This window comes from Pseudomonas sp. JS425 (assembly GCF_018223845.1).
Taxonomy (GTDB): Bacteria; Pseudomonadota; Gammaproteobacteria; order Pseudomonadales; family Pseudomonadaceae; genus Aquipseudomonas; species Aquipseudomonas asiatica.
On record NZ_CP073661.1, the window covers coordinates 3,738,046 to 3,761,393 of the forward strand.

Consider the following 23,348-nt stretch of genomic DNA (forward strand, 5'->3'; position numbering starts at 1 on the left):
CGCGACACAAGGCCGCTCCTACAGGGAACGCGCCCACTTTTGAAATGGGCTAGAAACCCACTGTCGCCGACAGCAGGTAGGTACGCGGCGTAGACAGCGTCAGCCCCGGCTCGCTGTCATCCGAAGCTCCGGCCGAGCTCCAGTAGCGGTCGTCCAGCACATTCTCGACACTGGCACGCAAGGTCACCTGAGTGGCATCCACCTTGAACGCATAACGCGCACCCACGTCGTAACGCTCCCAACCGTCGATCTGCTTGCTGTTGTTCTGGTCCAGGTACTGCGAGCTCGAGTGGATGCCCCGCGCCGTCAGGGTCAGGCCGTTCACCCCAGGCACATCCCATTCTGCGCCCAGGTTGACGTTGTACTCGGGCGTGGCCGGCGCGCGGTTGCCATCGTAGGCGCCACCGATGGTGTCGGTCAGTTCGCTGTCGATATACATCACCCCGCCCAGCACACGCACGCCTTGCACGGGCTCGCCAAACACGCTCAGTTCGATACCGCGGTTGTCGCGCTTGCCATTGGGGCCGAACACCCGCGATGTGGGGTTGGTTTCATAGGCGGGCTGGCGGATGCGGAAGGCACTGGCGGTAAAGGCGACCTGGCCCAGGTCGTACTTGGCCCCCACCTCGACCTGGCGGCTGGTGAACGGCGGGAAGATCTGGTCTTCGTTGACCGATGTCGACGGCGCAATCTTGCCCTGGCTCAGGCCCTCCATGTAGTTGGCATACAACGACAGCTGGTCGGTAACCTTGAGCAGCACGCCGCCCGAGGGCGACATCTTCTCTTCATCGTAGGCGGTATCCCCCTTGATGCCGTCGCTCCAGTCATCCACCTGCACCCGCTGCCAACGCGCGCCCAGGGTCAGCAGCAGGCGGTCGTCGAAGAAGCCCAGGGTGTCGGCCAGGGCCACGCCGGAAAAGCGGTTTTCCGTGTACACCTCGGGGTCGATGCGGGTTGGCGTGCCCGGTGTCGGCGTGGCCACCGGGTGGTAGAGGTTGCTGGGCGCCGAGGCATAGCGGGCGCCGCCGTTGGTGAAGTCCATGTAGAAGTAGGTGGCGGCCAGGTTCAGCTCGTGGCTGACCGGCCCGGTATGGAACCAGTTGCGCACGCCGGCCATGGCGGTACGCACGCTTTCATCCCGGGTGAAGTCGCGCGGCTGCACGGTGAAGTCGCCGGCATCGTTGCTGATGGACACGTTGTGGCGCAGGAAGTCATGGTTGCTCTTGCGCGCGCCGACCGCGCCATAGGCCAGCAGCGACTCGCTGATATCGTACTCGGCATGCAGCGCACCGAAGGTGTCGTTGGTGCGCGCCTTGCTCCAGGCCTGGGCGTAGTTGTGGCGTACGTCGTTGGCATCCGGCACCTTGGCATTGGCACCGACCAGCACCCGCTCCTGCGGTGCATCGGTATCGCGCTCGGTATGGCCAAGGTCCGCCGAAAGCCGCAGGCGCTCGCCACGAAAGTCCAGGCCCAACACCGCCATTTCACGTTCGACTCGCTGGTGGTCCCATTCGGTATCGCCCGCCTGTTTCACGCCATTGAAGCGCACGCCGAACTGCTGGCCTTCGCCAAAGCGCCGGCCAACGTCCACCGCACCGCCTGCCTGGCCGGCCGAGGCATAGCTGCCGGTAAACTCGGTGAGCGGCTGGTCGCCGGCTCGCTTGGGCTGCACATTGATGCCGCCGCCGACACTGCCTCGCGGCGAAATGCCGTTGATCAGCTGGCTGGGGCCTTTGATGATGTCGACCCGGTCGGCCATTTCCATGTCGATCGAGTAGGTCGGCAGGATGCCGTACAGGCCGTTGTAGGCCACATCACTGTTGAACAGGCTGAAGCCGCGAATGGTGAACTGCTCGAAGCGCCCACCCGCCGGGTTGGTGGCGCGTACCGATGGGTCGCTGGCGATCAGCTCGCCCAAGGTTCGCGCCTGCTGGTTCTTCACCAGTTCGCTGGTGTAGCTGGTGATGCTGAACGGGGTTTCCATGAAGTCGCGCGTGCCGAGCAGGCCCTGTGAACCCTGACGGGCCACTTGGCCACCGGCATAGGGTTGCGTTTCGTTGCCTGCGGCCAGGCCACCGACGATGCTGGTCGGGGCGATTTCAAGCGCACCACCCGCCTGGGGTGCCGGCATCAATGTGAAAGCGCCCTCGCCCACCGGCAGCAGCTGCAGGCCGCTGCCGCGCAACAGCTGGGTGAAGCCTTCGTCGACGCTGTAGCTGCCGGACAGGCCATTGCTCTGCCGACCGTTGACCAGCGCCGGGTCCAGCGACAGGCTGACCCCGGCCTGGTCAGCAAACTGGGTAAGTGCCGCACCAAGGTTTGCAGGCGGCACCTGATAGCTGCGCCGGGCGGGTTCTTCGGCCCAGGCCGGTGCACACAACAACAGGCTCATGGCGAACAACGGATGTGCCGCACGCGCCAGTGGGCGCAGGCGGCTGGACATGACAACAGGCATTGAACAAGGCTCCCCTTTATTTGCTCCTACCGGTAATGACCGGTGAGCGAAAAAAAGGGGACAGCATCATGCGCGATTTTCTCGCGCGGCCAGGCTCACCCAGTAACGCGTGCGCGTGTGCACCTGCAACGGCAGGCTGGCGGCGAGCAAGGCCAGCACTCGGTCGGTGTCGTCGAGGCGGAACGTACCGGTCACGCGCAGGGCCTCCAGTTCGGGCGCCCAGCGCAGCACGCCGGGGCGGTACCTGCGCAGCTCGTGCAGCAGCTCGCCCAAGGGGCGATCCTCCAGCCGCAGTCCCCCTTCGCGCCAGCCCAGCAGCCATGCGTCCAGGCCGGTGACAGGGCCAACCCCGACCACTTGCAGGCTGGCCTGCTGCCCGGCCTGCAGCAGCAGCGCCGGGCCTTGCCGCGGCTGCAGGTTGGCCGTGCCCTTGAGCACCGATACCCGGCAAGCCTGATCGACCAGGCGCAAGCACACCTCGCCAGCATCCAGCGCGACCTGGCCATAGGGCACCTGCAACGTCAGGCTCAGGTTGCCGGGCAACCTGACTGCCACTTCGCCACGCAGCAATGTCAGGCGACGCGCGCCCAGGTCGATATCCACCGCACTGTCGGTGTTCAACTGCACGAATGTGCCATCGCTCAGCAGCACCTGCCGGCGCTCCCCGACCGCGGTGCGCATGTCGGCGGCCCAGGCCTCCAGCGGCAGTTCGCGGCTTGCCAGCCAGGCCGCCGGCAACAATGCAGCCACGCCCAGGGCCTGCTTGAGCAGCGCCCGGCGGCCGCTATCCGGGCGGTCCAGGGTGGCCATGGCCAATGCGCCGGGTAGCGCGGAAAAGCGCTGGCGCAACAGCAGTGCCTTTTGCCAGGCGTGTTCGTGCAAGGTGCTGCTGGTGCGCCATTGTTCCAGGCGCTGCAGGTCACCCTCGCTGGCAGCGCCAGAGTCCACCAGCGCCAGCCAGCGCGCGGCGGCCTGCAGTGCCTCGCGGGTTTCGGGGGAATGGCTGGTCATTACAGTTCAGCCAGCAGGCAATGCTCGTAGGCCTGCGCCATGTAGCGTTTGACCGAGCGCTCGCAAACACCCAGGCGCTTGCCGATCTCGGCATAGCCCAGGCCCTCCAGCTGGCTCCAGAGAAAAGCCTTGCGTACCGGCGCCTTGAGGCCGTCGAGCAACTCGTCGAGGGCTTGCAGGGTTTCCAGCAGTACCCAACGCTGCTCTGGCGAGGGCACATGCTGCTCGGGCAACTGCGCCAGTGCATCGAGGTAGGCTTGTTCCAGGCTGCGCCGCTGGTGGAAGTTGCTCAGCAGGCGCTTGCCCACGGTCAGCAGGTAGGCACGCGGTTCGCGAATGTCTGCCAGCGGCTGGGCGCTGGCCAGGATACGCAGGAAGGTATCCTGGCTGAGGTCGGCGGCATCCCAGGCATTGCCCATGCGCCGCCGCAGCCAGGTTTCCAGCCAGCCGCGGTGTTCCCGGTACAGGGCAGGCAGGCTATGCTCCGGTGGCGGCGCGGCGTCGATCATGGGGAAGGCCCTGCGGTGGCGTAAATAAGATTAATTCTAATTTACAGCGCACCACAGAACCAAGCGGTTTGTTACCAGTCAGGCAATCGCCGCATCCACCAGCACTTGCGCTTCCTGCACCAGGCGCTGCAGGTGCGCCTCGTCGATGAAGCTTTCAGCGTAGATCTTGTAGATATCCTCGGTGCCCGAAGGGCGCGCGGCGAACCAGCCATTGGCGGTCATCACCTTCAGCCCGCCGATCGCCTGGCCGTTGCCCGGTGCATGGCTGAGGATCTGCACGATCGGCTCACCCGCCAGCTCGGTCGACTTCACCTGCTCCGGCGCCAGCTTGCTCAGCAAAGCCTTCTGCCGGGCATCGGCCTTGGCTTCGACACGGGTGGCGAACGGCTTGCCCAGCGCCTCGGTCAGGTCGGCGTAGGCCTGGCTCGGGTTGCGCCCGGTGCGGGCGGTCATCTCGGCAGCCAGCAAGGCCGGGATCAGCCCGTCCTTGTCGGTGGCCCAGACCGAGCCATCGCGGCGCAGGAAGGAAGCCCCCGCACTTTCCTCGCCACCAAAGCCCAGCGTGCCGTCGAACAGGCCCTGGGCGAAGAACTTGAAGCCCACCGGCACTTCGTACAGCTCACGGCCCAGGCGCTGGGTGACGCGGTCGATCAGGCCACTGGACACCACGGTCTTGCCGACGGCGGCATCGCTGCGCCATTGCGGGCGGTGGCGGTACAGGTAGTCGATGGCCACGGCCAGGTAGTTGTTCGGCTGCAGCAGGCCATCGGGGGTGACGATGCCATGGCGATCGTGGTCCGGGTCGCAGGCGAAGGCCACGTCGAAGCGTTCGCGCAGGCCGATCAGGCCCTGCATGGCATAGGGCGAAGACGGGTCCATGCGGATCTGGCCGTCCCAGTCGACGGTCATGAAGCGGAAGGTCGGGTCGACCTCGGTGTTCACCACTTCCAGGTCCAGCTGGTAATGCTCGGCAATCGCCGACCAGTAGCGCACCCCTGCCCCGCCCAGCGGGTCGACGCCCAGGCGCAGCTTGGCGCCGCGGATGACGTCGAAGTCGATGACGTTTTCCAGGTCGGCCACGTAGTTGCTCACGTAGTCGTGACGCTGGGTGGTGGATGCCTGCAGCGCCTGGGCGTGGTCCATGCGCTTGACGCCCGCCAGGTCAGCGGCCAGCAGTTCGTTGGCCTTGGCCTCGATCCACTTGGTCACATCGCTGTCGGCCGGGCCGCCATTGGGCGGGTTGTACTTGAAGCCACCGCTTTGCGGCGGGTTGTGCGACGGGGTGATGACGATGCCGTCGGCCAGGCCCTGCTCGCGGCCACGGTTATGGCAGAGGATGGCATGGGATACCGCTGGTGTTGGCGTGTATTCGTCGTCCTTGGACAGCATTACCTTCACGCCATTGGCAGCCAGCACTTCCAGGGCGCTGGCGGTAGCCGGTGCCGACAGTGCGTGGGTGTCGGCGCCGATGAACAGCGGGCCATCGATGCCCTTCTCCTGGCGATACAGGCAGATGGCCTGGGTAATGGCCAGGACGTGGTACTCGTTGAAGCTCAATTCAAGCGAAGTGCCACGGTGCCCCGAGGTGCCGAAGGCCACCCGCTGGGCCGCCACGGCAGCGTCGGGGCGGCCGGTGTAGTAGGCGGTGAGCAGTCGGGGAATATCGACCAGCACGCTGGCCGGAGCCGGCTTGCCTGCCAAAGGACTGAGCGTCATGCAGTAACCTCGAGTTCAACGGATGTTGGTGTTGGAGCGTGCAGTGTACTGAGAGTTGCAATGCCGCGCGATGGGCGGCAGCAAAGAATCAGTGAGCACACCGCATACCCTGTGGGAGCGGCTTTAGCCGCGAAGAATCCAACGCGGTGCATGGCACCGGCTGCGCCGGTGTTCGCGGCTAAAGCCGCTCCCACAGGGTACTTGCCAGCCACCGCGGTGGCTGCTTCGCGGGCTCGCCCGCTCCCACAATGGACCCGCGCATGTCCCTCATCTCTGAAATGTCCGGCTAGAGTGGTACCCATACTCTCGAAAACGAGGCCCCATGGCTTTCCACCGCCTGACCCACACCCACCCGCGCCTGAGCATCGCCACTGTGGTCGGCCTGCTCGGCGCCTGGCTGATCCCCGCCAGCGACAGCGTGCAGCACATCCTCGCCGGCTGGAATCTTGGCGTATGGCTGTACCTGCTGCTGGTGCTCTACCTGACCTTGAGCGCCAATGCGGAAAAGGTACGCAAGGTCGCCCGCGTCGAAGACGAAAACGCCGGCCTGGTCCTGCTCACCGTGTGCATCGCCGCCATCGCCAGCCTCGCCGCCGTCACCCTGCAACTGGTGTCCAGCCGTGGCCTGCAAGGCACGGCGCTGGTCGTGCACTACCTCTACACCGGCCTGACCGTGGCCGGCTCCTGGCTGTTGATCGGCTGCATTTTCAGCCTGCACTACGCGCGGCTGTTCTATACCGGACAAAACCACGAACCGCCGCTGCGCTTCGCCGATGGCGAACGCAACCCCGATTACTGGGACTTCCACTACTTCTCGTTCACCATCAGCGTGGCGGTACAAACCTCAGACGTGGGCGTCGCTGGGCGGGGCCTACGGCGGGTGGTGCTGGCGCATTCGCTGGTGGGGTTCGTGTTCAATACGGCGATTTTGGGATTCACCATCAACATCGCTGCTGGCCTGCTGGGCTGAGCTTCCCATCAATTCTGCTAGTTGCAACCGTTCGGCCCACCAAGAGACTCTTGATGGCCGAAGTGTAAAAGGGTTAAGCCATGAAAACGGCTGGTTCGAAAAGTTTGCTGATTCAAGCCGACACCGCAAGTACGATCATGGGCACGGCTGCAACGCCATCGCAACAGGTGTATTCACCTTATGGGGTTAGTAAGCCGAATTCCGTTGAAAGCTTGTTAGGTTTTACTGGAGCTCTCTATGACGCTGCTTTCAGAACCTATTCGCTTGGAAATGGCCATAGAGTCTATAGCCCTTTACTAATGCGCTTTTACCAACCAGACAGCTTTTCGCCTTTCCATTACGGCGGTCTGAACTGTTATGTCTACTGCCAAGATGACCCTATAAATTTCACCGATCCAACGGGCCGTTTCAAAATGCCGCGTCGACCAATGGCACAGGCCAGAACAAATGGCGTCCCGAAAAATAGCTTCCGCGCATCCCAACGTTTTACTACCCAACGCCCTCGCAGAGTTCAACAAAGGGCCGAGCAACGACAGCAGCAACGAGCACAACGCCCGCAGGACCGGCCGCAAAGAGAGCCACAAGATAATCACCAGGCCCCGCAGCCGCACCAAGCTCCGGAAATGAACCTTGCACAACTGATGCAAATGATGGATCAGGCCCAACAAATCCACCCTGCTGAGCTAACTCTCGGGGGCATGGCGCTCGCCATGTCAGGAGCTTCAATCCTGGAGACGGTCGTTACATGGATGACGACGGGAACCATCAGGAATCCCATGGATACTACCTCTGCGATGGCAAACTACTCGCCCGGTTATTCACTTCAACGTCCTCCCGTGGGCTGAGGAGCAATGCCGCTCGTCCGAAAGTACCATGTCACAGTATCAATTGCCCCTGCAGAGTTCATCGGAATATCTGCCGCCATCGCACGCGGAAAACGTTTGCCAGAGCGCCGGTCTCCAAGTTGCCGTCCCTCACAAGGATGTGACCGCTGTCATGCATTAGCACATTTGTCGTATTTGCAGCCGAGAATACTCCGTGACAGGTGCTATGGTTACTTTCCCGGCGGCCGCATCGATGTGGCCACCCGCTCACCACGTCCAGGTACGAACAAGGAGGCTGGCATGAACAAGATGACGTTCCCCAACGCCTGCCAGGTGATGCGCTGGCATTTCCACCCGCTGGGCTTCGAAGCCAGCATGGATGCGCCACGCAGCATGGTCGCGCGGCTGTTCGACCGCGCCACCGGCGAAACCCTGCTGGCGATTGCCGGCATCCCCTGCTCGGCAATCATGGCCGCCACCGACGTAGAGCGCATCATCGAGGCCGTCGAGGCGGAGATGGATACTTTCATGCCCGCCTTCACCCTGCGCGACGCAGTCTAGCCCACTGCCGTGCTTTCCTGGCGCATGGCCTGCAACTTGCCCATGAACTGCTCGGCCGGCACCGGCTGGCCCAGTAGGTAGCCTTGCAGCGAATCGCAGCCCAGGCGGGTCAGGAAGTCCTGCTGCCTGTCAGTCTCCACCCCTTCGGCAACGATGCGCAGCCCCAGCGCCTGGCCCAGCGCCACGATTGCCGAAACGATCGCCGCATCGTCGCTGTCCTGCTCCAGGTCGCGCACAAAACCGCGGTCGATCTTCAGCTCGTTGGCCGGCAGGCGCTTGAGGTACATCAGGCTGGAATAGCCGGTGCCGAAGTCATCGATAGACAGGTCCACGCCCATGTCGGACAGCCGCTGCAGCACCGTAAGGCTGGCATCGGCGTCGTGCATGGCGGTTGTTTCGGTAATTTCCAGGGTCAGGCAGTTGGCCGGCAGGCTGTTCTGTTGCAGGGCTCGGGCCACGCTGTCGACCAGCCCGGCATGGCAGAACTGGATGGCCGACAGGTTCACCGCCATGCGCCAGCCGTGGTGCCCCTGGTCCAGCCACTGACGCATCTGCCGGCAAGCCTCGATGAGCACCCATTCGCCAATGGGAATGATCAGGCCGGTCTTTTCTGCCAGGCCGATGAAACGGTCGGGCAGCAACAGGCCCTGCTGCGGGTGCTCCCAGCGCAGCAAGGCCTCGGCACCGATCGGCTGGCAATTCTGGGCGTCGAACTTGGGCTGGTAGTGCAGGCGGAACTGGCGCTGCTCCAGGGCCTGGCGCAGGTCCTGCAGTAGCTGCAATTGCTGGCGGGCGTTGCTGTTCATCGACGCGTCGAAGAAGCTGTAGCCATTCTTGCCGGCGCTCTTGGCGTGATACATGGCAGCGTCGGCATTGCGCAGCAGCTCATGCTGGTCCAGGCCATTGCCCGGGTACAGGACGATGCCCAGGCTCGCTGTCAGCTGCAGGTCATGCTCGGCCACGCGGAATGGCCGTGACACCAGGTTGACCTGCTTGACCGCCACATCCATGGCATCGTTCGGCTCGCGCAGCTCCACCAGCAGCACGAATTCGTCGCCGCCGATGCGCGCCAGCGTGTCCTGGCTGTGCAGGTGCCCGCGCAGGCGCGCCGCCACGGCCTTGAGCAGCAAGTCGCCGATGTGGTGGCCGAAGGCATCGTTGACTGGCTTGAAGCCGTCCAGGTCGATGAACATCAGGGCAAAGCAGCCGCCCTGCTCCGCTACCTTGGCAATGGCCTGCTCGATGCGGTCGGCCAGCAACGTACGGTTGGGCAGGTCGGTGAGCGTGTCGTGCAGGGCCAGCTGGGTCAGTTCCTGATTTGCCAGGGTCAGCGAGCGGGCCAGCTCGGCGGTGCGCGCTTCCAGGCGGGCATCCAGTACCGAGGTGAGCAAGGCCACCGCCAGTACCGCCAGCGTGGTGATCAGCACCAGGTAGACCAGGCCGTCGCCTTGCAGGCCTCCCGCTGCCAGCGCACCGCAGAAGCTGCCTTCGGGGAAATTCGCCGCGGCCATGCCGGTGTAGTGCATGCCAACGATGGCAAAGCCCATCACCACCGCCGCCAGGCCGCGAATCTGCCTCACATAAGGAGTATGCGCACGCAGCCGGAAGGCGATCCACAACGCCGCTGCCGAGGCGGCCACGGCAATCAGCAGCGAGGCCCCGAACAGCGTCGGGTCATAGGCGATGCCCGGCAGCATGCGCAGCGCGGCCATACCGGTGTAGTGCATGCAGGCAATGCCGGTGCCCATGATCAGTGCGCCAAATGCCAATTGCTGCCACGGCAGGCTCGGCTGGCTGACCAGCCACAAGGCAAAGCCCGAGGACAACACGGCAATCAGCAGCGAGAACGCGGTCAGGGCAAGGTCGTAGCCCAGGTCGATGGGCAGGCTGAAGGCGAGCATGCCGATGAAGTGCATCGACCACACGCCGATGCCCATGGCCAACGCGCCACCCCCCATCCACAGGCAGGCAGCCCGGCCTTTGGCCGTGGCGATGCGGCCGGTCAGGTCAAGGGCTGTATAGGACGCCAGGATCGCCACGCACAGCGAAATCAACACCAGCGAAGAGGAGTAGCTACCGGTCAGCATCGAGAGTTCCAGCGGGGCGGGAGGCCCGGAAAAAGCTGACGATTGTACTCAAGGTCAGGCGAAACGCACGGGGTTTTTGCGAATGGGAATGGATCCAAAGGGAAGACGCTATACGGCCTCGCAGAAATGCACTCTCTTTTGTGGGAGCGGCCTTGTGTCGCGAAAGGGCTGCGAAGCAGCCCCAGCAATATCAGCCATTGTGCCGAGAACCTGGGGCCGCTTTGCGGCCCTTTCGCGACACAAGGCCGCTCCCACAAAGCACTGCCAATATTTCAGTCCTGCTCGGCAAACGCCTGTTCCGCATCCCAACCACCACCCAGCGCGGCAACCAGCTGCACGCTGGCCACCAGGCGCCCTTGCAGCAGGTTCAACACACTGCGCTCGTTGCTCAGCGCCGTGGTCTGCACGTTGACCACATCCAGATAGCCGATCAGCCCGGCGCGGTACTGGTTCTCGGTCAGGCGCAGCGACTCGCGAGCGGCATCCAGTGCCTCCTGGCGCACCACCGCCTCATCGCCATACACCTTCAACTGCACCAGCAGGTTTTCCACTTCCTTGAAGCCGTCGAGCACGGTCTGGCGGTACTGCGCCACGGTCTGGTCATACACCGCCACCGTGCGGTCCACCTCGGCACTGCGCTTGCCGGCGTCGAACAAGGTCAGCGCCAGCTGTGGGCCCACCGACCAGTAGCGGTTGGGCAGTTCGATCCAGTTGCTGAAGCTGCTGCTGGAGTAACCGCCACTCATGCTCAGGCTCAGGTCCGGGAAATACGCCGCCCGCGACACGCCGATGTTGGCGTTGGCAGCCATCACGTTGCGCTCGGCCGCAGCGATGTCCGGGCGTCGCTCCAGCAACTGCGAAGGCAAGGCCACCGGAATTTGCGGCAGCGCTGGAATGGATTTGCTGTCGGCCAGGGCGAAGTCCGCCGGGGCCTTGCCCAGCAACACGGCAATGGCGTTCTCGAACTGCGCGCGCTGCCAGATCAGGTCGATCAGGTCGGCCTGGGTGCTCTTGAGCTGGGTACGCGCCTGGGCCACTGCATCCGGGCCGGCGACGCCGGCGCGATACTGGTTTTCGTTCATCCGCAGGGAACGTTCATAAGCTGCCACGGTGGCTTCCAACAGGCGTTTCTGCTCGTCGATCACCCGCAACTGCAGGTAGTTCTGCACCAGTTCCGACTGCTGGCTGAGGCGGATCGAGGCCAGGTCGGCCAGGCTGGCTTCGGCACTGGCTTCGTTGGCGTTCAGGGTCTCGCGCAGCTTGCCCCACAGGTCGATTTCCCAGCTGACGCCGAGCTGGGCGTTGTAGGTGTTGCGAATGCCGCTGCTGTTGTTGGACAGGCTCGAGCTGGAGCTACCGGTGCCCTGGGCCGAGCGGTTCTTGCCGACGCTCAGGTCCAGGCTGGGGAACAGCGCCGCCCGGCTGCTGCGCACCAGCGCCTGGGCCTGGCGATACTGGGCCTCCGATTGGGCCACGGTCTGGTTGCTGCGGTTGAGCTCTTCGACCAGTGCATTGAGCCCGGCATCGCCGTAGATTTCCCACCAGGCGCCGCGGGCGATGGCATCGGACGGCGTGGCCTGGGTCCAGCCTTCGGCGTGCTTGAACTGCGCCGTGCTGCTCAGCTCCGGGCGGTGGTAGTCCGGGCTCAGGGTGCAGGCGCTGAGCAAGGCGACGCACAACCCGGCGCCGAGCAGGCGCGAGCCACGCCCACGGGTCAGCGTCTGCAGGGCACGGTGAAGTGGGGTCTGGGCAAAAGTCATAGCGGGGTTTCCAGGGCGGCGTCGGTGCGCACGCCACGCCAACGGTTGAAACGGTGACGCAGGCGGTCCAGGTACAGGTAGACCACCGGTGTCGTGTAAAGAGTGAGGACCTGGCTGAACACCAGGCCGCCAATGATGGTCAGGCCCAGAGGCTGGCGCATTTCCGCGCCTTCGGCGCGGCTCAGCAGCAGCGGCAAGGCACCGAGGATGGCCGCCAGGGTAGTCATCAGGATCGGCCGCAGGCGCAGCAGGCAAGCCCGGCGGATCGACTCTTCCGGTGTCAGGCCCTGGTGGCGCTCCAGCTGCAAGGCCAGGTCGATCATCAGGATGGCGTTCTTCTTCACCACGCCGATCAGCAGGAACAGCCCCAGCAGCGAGATCAGGCTGAACTCGCCGCCGGTGACGTACAGCGCCAGCAAGGCACCGACGCCGGCCGAGGGCAGTGTCGAGAGGATGGTCAGCGGGTGAATGTAGCTTTCGTAGAGAATGCCCAGCACCAGGTAGACCAGCACCAGCGCGCCAAGGATCATCAGCGGCTGGCCTTCCTGGGTCTTGGCAAAGGCATCGGCGGTACCGCCGAGCTTGGCGATCACCTCCTCGGGCAAGCCCAGCTTGGCCACCGCACGCTCCAGCGCCGCCATGGCCTGGTCGGGGCTGTAGCCTTCGGCGACGTCGAAGGCGATGCTTTCGGCGGCGAACTGGCCTTCGTGGCTGACCCGGTCGTTGGCCAGGCTGTTCTCGTAGTGGGCGATGGTCGACAGCGGTACGCGGGCACCGTCGGCGGTAATCACCTGCACCTGCTCGAGGGTGCTTGGGTCCCAGGCGTACTTCGGGTTGATCTCGAGCACTACCTGGTACTGGTTGAGGCTGTCGTAGATGGTGGAGATCTGCCGCTGGCTATAGGCGTTGTTCAGCACCGAGGTGACCATGTCCATGTCGATGCCCAGGCGCTTGGCCTGGTCACGGTCGACCACCAGGGTCACCTGCTGGGTGCCGGCACCGTCGCGGGCGTCGATGGCAGTCAGTTGCGGCAGTGCACGCAGCGCCGCCACCACTTTCGGGAACCATTCGCGCAGGGCCGCCAGGTCTCCGCTCTGCAGGGAGTACAGGTACTGCGAAGAGGTCTGGTCACGGCCCCCGCCGCCCAGTTGCAGGTCCTGGTCGGCCATCAGGAACAGGCGCCCGCCGGGTACCTTGGGCATTTCCTTGCGCAGGCGTTCGATCACCTTCTGGGCGTCGAGCTTGCGCTCGCTGATCGGCTTCAGGCGCACCAGCACAAAGGCATTGTTGGTCCCGCTGTTGCCACCGATGAAGCCGGCAACGCTCTGCACTGCCGGGTCGGCCAGCAAGGCGCGGCGGTAGATTTCCATTTTCGGCTGCATGACGCTGAACGACAGGCCATCGTCGCCACGGATGAAGCCTATCAGCTGGCCGGTATCCTGCTGCGGCATCAGCGTTTTCGGCACCACCACGTACAGAGCGATGTTGATGCCGATGGTGGCCAGCAGGCTGATCAACGTCAGGCGTTTGTGGCGCAAGGCCCAGCCCAGGCTGCGGTCATAGGCATCGACCATGCGCTGGTGCAACTGTTCGCTCCAGCGCTGCAGACGTGTCGGCTCGGCCTGGTGCGGTTTGAGCCAGCGGGCGCACAGCATCGGCGTGAGGGTCAGCGACACCACCAGCGACACGATGATCGCCGCCGCCAGGGTGATGGAGAACTCCTGGAACAGGTTGCGCACGATGCCACCCATGAACAGGATGGAGACGAATACCGCCACCAGCGACACGTTCATCGACAGCAAGGTGAAACCCACTTCCTTGGCGCCCAGGAAGGCCGCTTTCAAAGGTGGTTGGCCGTCCTCGATGTGCCGGGATATGTTCTCCAGCACCACGATGGCATCGTCCACCACCAGACCGGTGGCGAGAATCAGCGCCATCAGCGACAGGTTGTTGAGCGAGAAGCCGCACAGGTACATGACCGCGAAAGTGCCCACCAGTGACACCGGCACCGCCAGGCTGGGGATCAGCGACGCCCGCAGGCTGCCGAGGAACAGGTAGACCACCAGGATCACCAGCACCACGGCGATCAGCAGGGTGTGCTCGGCTTCCTTGAGGGTGGCCTTGATCACTGGCGAACGGTCCATGGCCACGTTCAGTTGCACGCTGGCCGGCAGCAACGACTGCAGGGCCGGCAACTGCGCCTTGATCTGGTCGACCGTTTCAATGATGTTGGCGCCTGTCTGGCGGTTGACCACCAGCAGCACCGCGCTCTGGTCATTGAAGAAGCCGCTGTTGTAGCGGTTCTCGACGCCGTCGGTGATGGTCGCCACATCGGAAAGGCGCAGGATGGTGCCGTTCTGCTGGCGGATCACCACAGGCTCGTAGTCCTTGGCGCTTTCCAGCTGGTCATTGGCGCGCACCTGCCAGTTGCGCTCGGCGTCTTCGACAAAGCCCATCGGCCGGCGCTGGTTGGCGTTGGACACGGCAGTACGTACTTCATCCAGCGACAGGCCGTACTGGTTGAGCAATTGCGGCTCGACGGCAATGCGCACCGCCGGCAGCGAACTGCCGCCGATCTGCACCTCCCCTACCCCGGGCACCTGGGCCAGGCTCTGCGACAGGATGGTGTCGGCCAGGTCGTACAACTGGCCCTTCTGCAGCACGTCCGAAGTCAGCGACAGCACCATGATCGGTGCCTGCGACGGGTTGATCTTCTTGTAGGTGGGCATGCTGCGCATACCGCTGGGCAGCAGGTTGCGGGTGGCGTTGATCGCCGCCTGCACCTCGCGCGCCGCTCCGTCGATGTCGCGGCCCATCTCGAAGCCGATGATCACCCGTGTGGAGCCTTGGTTGGAGCTGCTGGTCAGGGTGGTCACGCCGGCAATGCTGCCCAGCTTGCGCTCCAGCGGCGTGGCCACGGTGGACGCCATCACTTCCGGGCTGGCGCCTGACAGGTTGGCCGACACCACGATTACCGGGAAGTCCATCTGTGGCAGCGGTGCCACCGGCAACAGGCCGAAGCTGACCCCGCCCAGCAGCATGATCGCCAGGCTCAACAGCATCGTCGCAACGGGGCGACGGATGAAAGGACCGGACAGGTTCATGCCTCGGCCTGCTTCACGTCAGTGGCCGGGCGCCAGCGGCGGGCCAGGCGGTCGAAGTACAGGTAGATGACCGGGGTGGTGAACAGCGTCAGCACCTGGCTGACCAGCAACCCGCCGACCATCACCAGGCCCAGCGGCTGGCGCAGCTCGGCGCCGGAACCGGTGGCGAGCATCAGCGGCACGGCGCCGAACAGCGCGGCCAGGGTAGTCATCAGGATCGGCCGGAAGCGCAGCAGCGCCGCCTGGTAGATGGCATCGCGCGGGCTCATGCCCTGCTGGCGCTCGGCCTCGAGGGCGAAGTCGATCATCATGATCGCGTTCTTCTTGACGATGCCGATCAGCAGGATGATGCCGATGATGGCGATCATGCCCAGGTCGTTGCCGCTGATGAGCAAGGCCAGCAAGGCGCCGACCGCTGCCGACGGCAGGGTCGAAAGAATGGTCACCGGGTGGATGTAGCTCTCGTACAGCACGCCCAGCACGATGTACATGGTCACCACCGCCGCCAGGATCAACAGCAAGGTGCTCGACAGCGATGCCTGGAAGGCCTCCGCCGCGCCCTGGAAGCGGGTCTGCACGCCCAGCGGCATGCCGATGTCCTTCTGCACCTGCTCGATCACCTGCACCGCCTTGCCCAGCGAAGCGCCGTGGGCCAGGTTGAACGACAAGGTCACCGCCGGGAACTGACCGATGTGGGAAATGGCCAGCTGGGCCTGGCGCTGCTCGATGCGCGCCAGCGCCGACAGGCGCACCTGGCCGCCATCGGTGGCCTTGACGTGGATCGACTCCAGCGCCTGCGGGCCGATCACCGCCGCATCCTGCGACTGCAGCACCACGCGGTACTGGCTGGCCTGGGTGTAGATGGTCGAGATCTGACGCTGGCCGAAGGCGTCATACAGGGCGTTGGTGATTTGCGACACGCTGATGCCCAGGCGGCCGGCCATGTCGCGGTCGATCACCAGGTAAACCTGCAGGCCCTTGTCCTGCAGGTCGCTGGCCACGTCGGCCAGTTCCGGGCGTTGCTGCAACGCCTGCACCAGCTTGCCGCTCCACTGCGCCAGCAGGTCGGCGTCGGGCGACGAGAGGCTGAACTGGTACTGGGTCCGGCTGACCCGGTCCTCGATGCTCAGGTCCTGCACCGGCTGCATGAACAGGCGGATGCCCACCAACCGATCGACTTGTGGCTGCAGGCGGTTGATCACCTCGCTGGCAGTGACATCACGCTCGCCATGGGGTTTGAGGTTGATCAGCAGGCGGCCGCTGTTGAGCGTGGCGTTGTCGCCATCGACACCAATGTAGGACGACAGGCTCTGCACCGCCGGGTCCTGCAGGATCACCTTGCTCAGCGCCTGCTGGCGTTCGCTCATGGCGGCGAACGAGGTGGACTGCGGCGCTTCGGAAATGCCCTGAATCACCCCGGTGTCCTGTACCGGGAAGAAGCCCTTGGGCACCACCATGTACAGGAATACGGTGAGCGCCAGGCTGGCCACGGCCACCAGCAGCGTCAGCGGCTGGCGCTTGAGGACCCACTGCAGGGCGCTACCGTAGTGCCTGATCAGCCAGTCGATCCAGGCGCCACTGGCGCGGTAGAACCGGCCCTGTTCCTCTTCCCTGGGCTCGCGCTTGAGCAGGCGCGCGCACATCATCGGCGTGAGGGTCAGCGATACCACCAGGGAAATCAGGATGGCCACCGCCAGGGTGATGGCAAACTCGCGGAACAGGCGGCCGACCACATCGGCCATGAACAGCAGCGGGATCAGTACCGCAATCAGCGAGAAGGTCAGCGAGATCAGGGTGAAGCCGATTTGCCGGGCGCCCTTGAGCGCCGCCTGCATGGGCGTCTCGCCCTCCTCGATGTGCCGGGAGATGTTCTCCAGCATGACGATGGCGTCGTCGACCACGAAACCGGTGGCGATGGTCAGGGCCATCAGGGTCAGGTTGTTGACCGAGAAACCGGCCAGGTACATCACGCCGAAGGTACCGATCAGCGACAACGGCACGGCGATCGACGGGATGAGCGTGGCGCTGAAACGGCGCAGGAAGACGAACGTGACCATTACCACCAAGGCGATGGCGATCAGCAGTTCGTGCTGCACGTCCTTGACCGCGGCGCGGATGGTCTGGGTGCGGTCGGTGAGCACCGACACATCGAGGCCGGCCGGCAGGTTGTCGGTGATCGACGGCAGCAAGGCCTTGATGCGGTCGACCACTTCGATGACGTTGGCGCCCGGCTGGCGCTGGATGTTCAGCAGCACGGCGTGGTTTTCGTTGGCCCAGGCAGCCAGGCGCTCGTTTTCGGCGCCGTCGACGATTTCTGCAACATCCTTCAGACGCAGAGGCGCGCCATTGTTGTAGGCCAGGATCAGGTTGGCATATTCCTCAGGGGAACGCAGCTGGTCGTTGGCGTCGAGCATCGACACCCGGGTCGGGCCGTCGAAGTTGCCCTTGGGCTGATTGACGTTGGAAGCGCCGATCAGGGTGCGTACGTCCTCCAGGTTCAGGCCGTTGGCGGCCAGGGCATCGACGTTGACCTTGATCCGCACCGCCTGGCGCTGGCCACCAGCGATGCTGACCATGCCCACACCGCTGATCTGTGCGAGCTTCTGTGCCACACGGGTATCGACCAGGTCGTTGAGCTTGGGCAGCGGCATGGTCTTGCTGGAGATGGCCAGGGTCAGCACCGGGGTGTCGGCCGGGTTGACCTTGTTGTACACCGGCGGCGCCGGAAGGTCGCTGGGCAGCAGGTTGCTGGCGGCGTTGATCGCGGCCTGCACCTGTTGCTCGGCAACGTCCATGTTCATGTCGAGGTTGAAGCGCAAGGTCAGCACCGAGGCGCCGCCGGAGCTGGTCGAGGCCATCTGCTCCAGGCCTGGCATCTGGCCGAACTGACGTTCGAGCGGCGCGGTAACCGCGCTGGTCATGACCTGCGGGCTGGCGCCTGGGTACAGGGTCATGACCCGGATGGTCGGGTAATCCACCTGCGGCAATGCGGAAACCGGCAGCAGCTTGTAGGCGATCAGGCCGGCCAGGACGATGGCCAGCATGCTCAGCGTGGTGGCAACCGGCCGCAGGATGAACAGACGCGAGAGGTTCATGCGCCCGCCTTGCCTGCTGCGCTACCAGGCTGTGCTTCACCGGGCTGCACATCGCCAGTGCTTGCCGAACCCTTGGCTTCCTGGCCTTGCAGGTGCTGGCCCGGGGTGGTCGGCACTTGCGAGCTGTCTTCGACAACTTCCACCTTGGTGCCTTCGCGCAGGCGGTCGGTGCCTTCCAGCACCAGGCGTTCGCCGGCCTTGAGGCCCTCGAGAATGACGCTGTTCTCGCCGTCGCTGGCGCCAACCTTGAGCTTGCGGATATTGACCGTGTTCTGGTCATTGACCACGTAGGCGAAGGAGCCGTCATTGCCGAACTGGATGGCCGCCGCCGGGGCCATGGTCACCTGCTTGAGGGTGTCGGCCAGCAGGCGCACGTTGACGAACTGGTTGGGGAACAGGGCCAGGTCCTTGTTCTCGAAGCGCCCCTTGAACTTGAGGGTGCCGGTGGTGGTGTCGATCTGGTTGTCGATGCTGCCCAGCACGCCGGTGGACTGCAGCTTGCTGTCACTGCGGTCCCAGGCCTCGACCGGCAGGCTGGCGCCGCTGCGGTAGCGTTCCAGCACGGTGCTCAACTCGGTTTCCGGCAGGGTGAAGGCAACGCTGATCGGCTCGGTCTGGGTGATCACCACCAGCGCGGTGGTGTCGTTGGCCGCCACCAGGTTGCCCAGGTCGAGCTGGCGCAGGCCCACGCGGCCGTTGATCGGCGCGCGGATCTGAGTGAAATCGAGGTTCAGGCGGGCGTCGTTGACCTGCGCCTGGTTGGTCTTCACCAGCCCCTGGAACTGTGCCACCTGCGCTTCGGCGGTGTCGAGGGTTTGCTTGGCGATGCTGTCTTCGGCGTACAGGCCTTTATAGCGGGCCAGGTCGACCTGGGCGTTCTTCAGTTGCGCCTGGTTCTGCGCCAGGGTGCCCTCGGCCTGCTGCAGGGCAATGCGGTACGGGCGCGGGTCGATTTCGGCGAGCAGGTCGCCGGCCTTGACCTGCTGGCCTTCCTTGAAGTGGATCTTGACCAGCTCGCCAGCCACGCGGCTGCGCACGTTGACGGTGTTGGTCGCGGTGACTGTGCCCAGGGCCTTGTAGTACAGCGGGAAGTCCCCCACCCGCACCGGCTCGACGCGCACCGGCACCGGGTCGCTGGAGCCGCCGAAGCCCGGGCGACCGCCCATCATGCCCATGCCCTTGCCACCGCGCCCGCCACCGGCTTCTTTATGCGCAGGCGTCGCTGCGGGCCACAGCCACCAGGCCAGTGCAGCCACCAGCAGCAGGATCAGCAGGCCGACGAGCCAGCGACGAGGGGAGCGGGAATTGGACACTTGCATGGGTTGAACGAACCTTGTTCGGAATGACGGCTTGGGGAGAATGAACGATAAGCACTGGCATCGTTTTAGCAAAGCGCCTTTACCAGAGGTTTACCTTTGCCTGACGTTGCCAAGGGGTTGAACTTTAAATGAAAACGGCCCGGAAAGCGTTCCGGGCCGTTTACAGGGTGTTGCTTGAGCGGTGGCGGGCTGAAAGGTTTCGGTTGCCTGTGCCGGCCCCTTCGCGGGTAAACCCGCTCCCACAGGGATATCACAGCTTTTGAAACCTGTGCCGTACCTGTAGGAGCGGGTTTACCAGCGAAGAGGCCGGTACAGGACTCAGCCGACCTACCCCACAACCCTTACTTCAGCACAGCCAGAGCTGCGTCGTAGTTCGGCTCATCAGCGATTTCGCCAACCAGCTCGCTGTGCAGCACCTTGTCGTTTTCGTCCAGCACCACCACGGCACGGGCAGCCAGGCCGGCCAGCGGGCCATCGGCGATGGCCACGCCGTAGTTTTCGAGGAACTCGCGGCCACGCAGGGTCGACAGGTTCTTCACGTTGTCCAGGCCTTCGGCGCCGCAGAAGCGTGCCTGAGCGAACGGCAGGTCGGCGGAGATGCACAGCACCACGGTGTTGGCCACATCGTTGGCCTGGGCATTGAACTTGCGCACGGAGGTAGCGCAGGTCGGGGTGTCGACGCTCGGGAAGATGTTCAGCACCTTGCGCTTGCCGGCGAAGTCTTTCAGCGACTTGTCAGCCAGACCTTCACCGACCAGGGAGAAAGCCGGAGCCTGGGCGCCGGCTTTCGGCAGCTCGCCGTTGACCTGAACCGGGTTGCCTTTGAGAGTCACTTGAGCCATGACGAAATCCTTATGCGGGTTTGAAAAGGACACTGAGTTAAGCATGAAGGCGGCCGGGCGCCTATGGGGGCAGTGAAATTGTTCTATTACCGGACAATTCTTGTGGACAAAAAAATGCCCGGGTGGCTACAAGCGCCCCGGGCATTACTTTTGCGGATGGCGTATCAGCCCAGCAGGCCGTATACCACCGAGGTCAGCGCAACCAGGCCGACGACTACCACGAACACGTTGGAGGCAGCACCGCTGTACTTGCGCATGGATGGCACGCGGCGAATGGCGTACATCGGCATCAGGAACAGCAACACCGCGAGGATGGGGCCACCGAGCGACTCGATCATGCCGAGGATGCTCGGGTTGAGGGTGGCGACAATCCAGCACACCACCAGCATCAGCGCGGCAACCACCCGGTCCAGGGTCTTGGCCGCCGGGCGTGCACCGGCCTTGGTGATGATGCCCTTCAGGCCTTCGCTGGCGCCGATGTAGTGGCCGAGGAACGACTTGGCAATGGCCACGAAGGCGATCAGCGGTGCAGCGAACGCGATGGTCGGGTTGCTGAAGTGGTTGGCCAGGTACGACAGGATCGACAGGTTCTGCGCCTTGGCCTCGGCCAGCTGGGCGCTGCTCAGGGTGAGCACGCAGCTGAACACGAAGAACAGCACCATCACCACCATCAGCAGGTGGGCACGGCGCAGGATCTGGCCGCTACGCTCATCGGCATGCTCGCCGTAGCGGCGCTTCTGGTCGACGGCAAAGGCGGAGATGATCGGCGAGTGGTTGAACGAGAACACCATCACCGGAATCGCCAGCCACAGGGTGTGCAGGAAGGCCGAAGCTGGTGGTACCTGGGTGGCGCTGTCGAGAATGCCACCGGTCCAGTGCGGCACCAGGTACAGGCCCAGCAATGCCAGGGCGACGATGAACGGGTAGACCAGCAGGCTCATGACCTTGACCGTGGCCTGCTCCCCGCAGCGCACGATGGCCAGCAGGCCGAGAATCAGCACGAACGACAGGATGGCCCGTGGCGGCGGCTGCATGTGCAACTGGTGCTCCATGAAGCTGGACACGGTGTTGGTCAGCGCCACGCTATAGATAAGCAGGATCGGGAAGATCGCGAAGAAGTACAGCACGGTGATCGAGGCGCCGGCGGTAATGCCGAAGTGCTCCTTGACCACTTCGGTGATATCGCCGTCATTGCGCCCGGAAAGGACGAAACGGGTCAGCCCGCGGTGAGCGAAATAGGTCATCGGGAAGGCCAGCATGGCCAGGATCAGCAACGGCCAGAAGCCGCCAAGGCCGGCGTTGATCGGCAGGAACAGGGTTCCGGCGCCGATCGCTGTGCCGAACAGGCCCAGCATCCAGGTGGTGTCGTGACGCGACCAGCTGCCGAGGGTGGCGGGGGTCGATTCTGCAAAGCGTTGTTCAACGCTTGGGGCCTGCTCATTCATTCCGGGTGAAGCTCCACTCGCAAGACTGCAACAGGCTGAGAATGGCGAAATAGACGTTTCGCCCAACTCAACCGAAAAAGGGAGCGCGATTGTGCACGGAAAGGTTGCACTTGCGAAGCCCTTTTCCGAGGAGCGGTTGCACTTGTCTTTACAAGCGGATTGCAACCAGAGGCTGCATGCAGCCTGATCGCCGGCAAGCCGGCTCCCACACCGACCGCGCAGTGCTTGAGCCTTGCGCTATCTCTGTGGGAGCCGGCTTGCCGGCGAAAGGGCCGCAAAGCGGCCCCGTGCGGTGTTACTTCTGGACGGCGGCGAAGGCTTCGGCAACCCGTTGCAGGTTGGCCGGGCGCAGGCCGGACATGCATACGCGGCCGCTGTCGATCAGGTACACGCCGAACTCGTCACGCAGGCGGCGCACCTGCTCGACGCTGAAGCCGGTGTAGCTGAACATGCCGCGCTGGCGCAGGAAGAACTGGAAGTCCTGGCCTGGCAGCAGCACGGCCAGGGCATCGACCAGCGCCTGGCGCATGTCGAGGATACGTTTGCGCATCACTTCGACTTCCTCGGCCCACTGGGCATTGAGGGCCGCATCGTTGAGCACGCCAGCGACCAGCTGGGCGCCGAAGTTGGGCGGGCTGGAGTAGTTGCGGCGCACGGTAGCCTTCAGCTGGCCGAGCACGCTCTGGGCAGTGGCTTCATCGTCGCAGACCACCGACAGGCCGCCGACACGCTCGCCGTACAGCGAGAAGATCTTCGAGAACGAGTTGCTGACCAGGCACGGCACGCCGGCGCGGGCCATTTCGCGGATGGCGTAGGCGTCTTCCACCAGGCCTTCGGCGAAGCCCTGGTAGGCGATGTCGAGGAACGGGATCAGTTGGCGTGCCTTGACCACTTCAACCACCTGTTGCCACTGGTGCTGTTCCAGGTCGGCACCGGTGGGGTTGTGGCAGCACGGGTGCAGCAGCACCACGCTGTTGGCCGGCAGGGTCTGCAGGGTAGCCAGCATGCCTTCGAAGTCCACGCCACGGGTGGCCTGGTCGAAGTACGGGTAGGTGTGCACCTTGAAGCCGGCGCCTTCGAAGATGGCGCGGTGGTTGTCCCAGGTCGGGTTGCTGACCCAGACTTCGGACTGCGGGAAGTAGCGCTTGAGGAAGTCGGCGCCGACTTTGAGGGCGCCGGAACCGCCTACGGTCTGCACGGTGGCCACACGCCCGCCGGTAACAGCCGGGTGATCGGCACCGAACAGCAGCGCCTGGATCGCCTGGCGGTAGCTGGCCAGGCCTTCCATCGGCAGGTACAAAGAGGCTTCGTGGTCCTGGCCGGCGATGCGTTTCTCCACCGCATCCACAGCCGCCAGCTGCGGCACCACGCCGGCCTCATCGTAGTACAGGCCGATACTCAGGTTGACCTTGTCGGCGCGCGGGTCGGCCTTGAAGGTTTCCATCAACGAGAGGATCGGGTCGCCGGCATAGGCATCGACATGTTTGAACACAGCGTGCAGCTCCTTGGATCAGGACAGTTCGAAAAGGCAGCCCTGAGCATACCCGGAGTGCGGGCTCAGGAACATCAACTATTGTGCAAGGTTGTCTATGCAACATTGCATGGCTGAGGATTGGTGCTGGATTCTTCGCGGGTAAACCCGCTCCCACA

15 protein-coding genes are annotated in these 23,348 nt (G+C 64.3%); 3 read left to right on the plus strand and 12 right to left on the minus strand.

The window, feature by feature from the left end:
• Positions 1–49: 49 nt before the first annotated feature.
• The 4 genes from KDB76_RS17365 to pgm form a co-directional block, all read right to left on the minus strand.
• Positions 50–2,455, minus strand: a complete 2,406-nt coding sequence (locus KDB76_RS17365; RefSeq protein WP_023662601.1) for a TonB-dependent receptor — start codon at positions 2,453–2,455, stop codon at positions 50–52.
• Between the two features lie 66 nt (positions 2,456–2,521).
• On the minus strand, positions 2,522–3,466 hold the full coding sequence (locus tag KDB76_RS17370; RefSeq protein WP_038409765.1) for a FecR domain-containing protein: 945 nt from the start codon (positions 3,464–3,466) through the stop codon (positions 2,522–2,524).
• A complete protein-coding gene (locus KDB76_RS17375; protein ID WP_013972971.1) occupies positions 3,466–3,975 on the minus strand; it encodes a sigma-70 family RNA polymerase sigma factor in 510 nt (169 codons plus the stop codon). Before KDB76_RS17375 ends, KDB76_RS17370 begins: the two co-directional genes overlap by 1 nt.
• 78 nt (positions 3,976–4,053) lie before the next feature.
• The gene (gene pgm, locus KDB76_RS17380; RefSeq protein WP_038409767.1) at positions 4,054–5,691 is read right to left on the minus strand and encodes a phosphoglucomutase (alpha-D-glucose-1,6-bisphosphate-dependent); all 1,638 of its coding nucleotides are present in this window, start codon (positions 5,689–5,691) and stop codon (positions 4,054–4,056) included.
• 322 nt (positions 5,692–6,013) lie between these two features.
• Here pgm and KDB76_RS17385 point away from each other — a divergent pair, with 322 nt between their 5' ends.
• From KDB76_RS17385 to KDB76_RS17395, 3 genes are all read left to right on the plus strand, one after another.
• Positions 6,014–6,661, plus strand: coding sequence for a DUF1345 domain-containing protein (locus KDB76_RS17385; protein ID WP_013972973.1), 648 nt, complete (start codon positions 6,014–6,016; stop codon positions 6,659–6,661).
• Between the two features lie 80 nt (positions 6,662–6,741).
• A complete protein-coding gene (locus KDB76_RS17390) occupies positions 6,742–7,506 on the plus strand; it encodes an RHS repeat-associated core domain-containing protein (RefSeq protein ID WP_080708166.1) in 765 nt (254 codons plus the stop codon).
• Positions 7,507–7,785: 279 nt separating this feature from the next.
• On the plus strand, positions 7,786–8,046 hold the full coding sequence (locus KDB76_RS17395) for a DUF1652 domain-containing protein (protein WP_031324937.1): 261 nt from the start codon (positions 7,786–7,788) through the stop codon (positions 8,044–8,046).
• Here KDB76_RS17395 and KDB76_RS17400 read toward each other — a convergent pair.
• The 8 genes from KDB76_RS17400 to KDB76_RS17435 all read right to left on the minus strand — a co-directional run bounded on the left by KDB76_RS17400 (position 8,043) and on the right by KDB76_RS17435 (position 23,190).
• Positions 8,043–10,133, minus strand: coding sequence for an EAL domain-containing protein (locus KDB76_RS17400; protein WP_013972975.1), 2,091 nt, complete (start codon positions 10,131–10,133; stop codon positions 8,043–8,045). The two genes, KDB76_RS17395 and KDB76_RS17400, sit on opposite strands and share 4 nt — an antisense overlap.
• 272 nt (positions 10,134–10,405) lie before the next feature.
• Positions 10,406–11,893, minus strand: a complete 1,488-nt coding sequence (locus KDB76_RS17405; RefSeq protein WP_013972976.1) for an efflux transporter outer membrane subunit — start codon at positions 11,891–11,893, stop codon at positions 10,406–10,408.
• On the minus strand, positions 11,890–14,997 hold the full coding sequence (locus KDB76_RS17410; protein ID WP_038409770.1) for an efflux RND transporter permease subunit: 3,108 nt from the start codon (positions 14,995–14,997) through the stop codon (positions 11,890–11,892). Before KDB76_RS17410 ends, KDB76_RS17405 begins: the two co-directional genes overlap by 4 nt.
• Entirely contained in the window at positions 14,994–18,092 is a 3,099-nt protein-coding gene (locus tag KDB76_RS17415; RefSeq protein ID WP_013972978.1) for an MdtB/MuxB family multidrug efflux RND transporter permease subunit, read from the minus strand. Before KDB76_RS17415 ends, KDB76_RS17410 begins: the two co-directional genes overlap by 4 nt.
• Entirely contained in the window at positions 18,089–19,411 is a 1,323-nt protein-coding gene (locus KDB76_RS17420) for an MdtA/MuxA family multidrug efflux RND transporter periplasmic adaptor subunit (RefSeq protein ID WP_038409771.1), read from the minus strand. Before KDB76_RS17420 ends, KDB76_RS17415 begins: the two co-directional genes overlap by 4 nt.
• Before the next feature lie 341 nt (positions 19,412–19,752).
• Complete coding sequence (tpx, locus tag KDB76_RS17425) at positions 19,753–20,253, minus strand: thiol peroxidase (protein ID WP_023661376.1); 501 nt, start codon at positions 20,251–20,253, stop codon at positions 19,753–19,755.
• Between the two features lie 164 nt (positions 20,254–20,417).
• Positions 20,418–21,698, minus strand: a complete 1,281-nt coding sequence (locus KDB76_RS17430) for a serine/threonine transporter (protein ID WP_013972981.1) — start codon at positions 21,696–21,698, stop codon at positions 20,418–20,420.
• Between the two features lie 295 nt (positions 21,699–21,993).
• Positions 21,994–23,190: an amino acid aminotransferase gene (locus KDB76_RS17435; RefSeq protein ID WP_013972982.1), complete on the minus strand. Its 1,197-nt coding sequence runs from the start codon at positions 23,188–23,190 to the stop codon at positions 21,994–21,996.
• Between the last annotated feature and the right edge of the window lie 158 nt (positions 23,191–23,348).

Coding starts and splice junctions, on each gene's coding strand:
- KDB76_RS17385 (WP_013972973.1), top strand. CDS start 6,014: ATGGCTTTCCACCGCCTGACCCACACCCACCCGCGCCTGAGCATCGCC.
- KDB76_RS17415 (WP_013972978.1), bottom strand. CDS start 18,092: ATGAACCTCTCGCGTCTGTTCATCCTGCGGCCGGTTGCCACCACGCTG.
- KDB76_RS17370 (WP_038409765.1), bottom strand. CDS start 3,466: ATGACCAGCCATTCCCCCGAAACCCGCGAGGCACTGCAGGCCGCCGCG.
- tpx (WP_023661376.1), bottom strand. CDS start 20,253: ATGGCTCAAGTGACTCTCAAAGGCAACCCGGTTCAGGTCAACGGCGAG.
- KDB76_RS17395 (WP_031324937.1), top strand. CDS start 7,786: ATGAACAAGATGACGTTCCCCAACGCCTGCCAGGTGATGCGCTGGCAT.
- KDB76_RS17400 (WP_013972975.1), bottom strand. CDS start 10,133: ATGCTGACCGGTAGCTACTCCTCTTCGCTGGTGTTGATTTCGCTGTGC.
- KDB76_RS17365 (WP_023662601.1), bottom strand. CDS start 2,455: ATGCCTGTTGTCATGTCCAGCCGCCTGCGCCCACTGGCGCGTGCGGCA.
- KDB76_RS17430 (WP_013972981.1), bottom strand. CDS start 21,698: ATGAATGAGCAGGCCCCAAGCGTTGAACAACGCTTTGCAGAATCGACC.
- pgm (WP_038409767.1), bottom strand. CDS start 5,691: ATGACGCTCAGTCCTTTGGCAGGCAAGCCGGCTCCGGCCAGCGTGCTG.
- KDB76_RS17390 (WP_080708166.1), top strand. CDS start 6,742: ATGAAAACGGCTGGTTCGAAAAGTTTGCTGATTCAAGCCGACACCGCA.
- KDB76_RS17405 (WP_013972976.1), bottom strand. CDS start 11,893: ATGACTTTTGCCCAGACCCCACTTCACCGTGCCCTGCAGACGCTGACC.
- KDB76_RS17375 (WP_013972971.1), bottom strand. CDS start 3,975: ATGATCGACGCCGCGCCGCCACCGGAGCATAGCCTGCCTGCCCTGTAC.
- KDB76_RS17420 (WP_038409771.1), bottom strand. CDS start 19,411: ATGCAAGTGTCCAATTCCCGCTCCCCTCGTCGCTGGCTCGTCGGCCTG.
- KDB76_RS17410 (WP_038409770.1), bottom strand. CDS start 14,997: ATGAACCTGTCCGGTCCTTTCATCCGTCGCCCCGTTGCGACGATGCTG.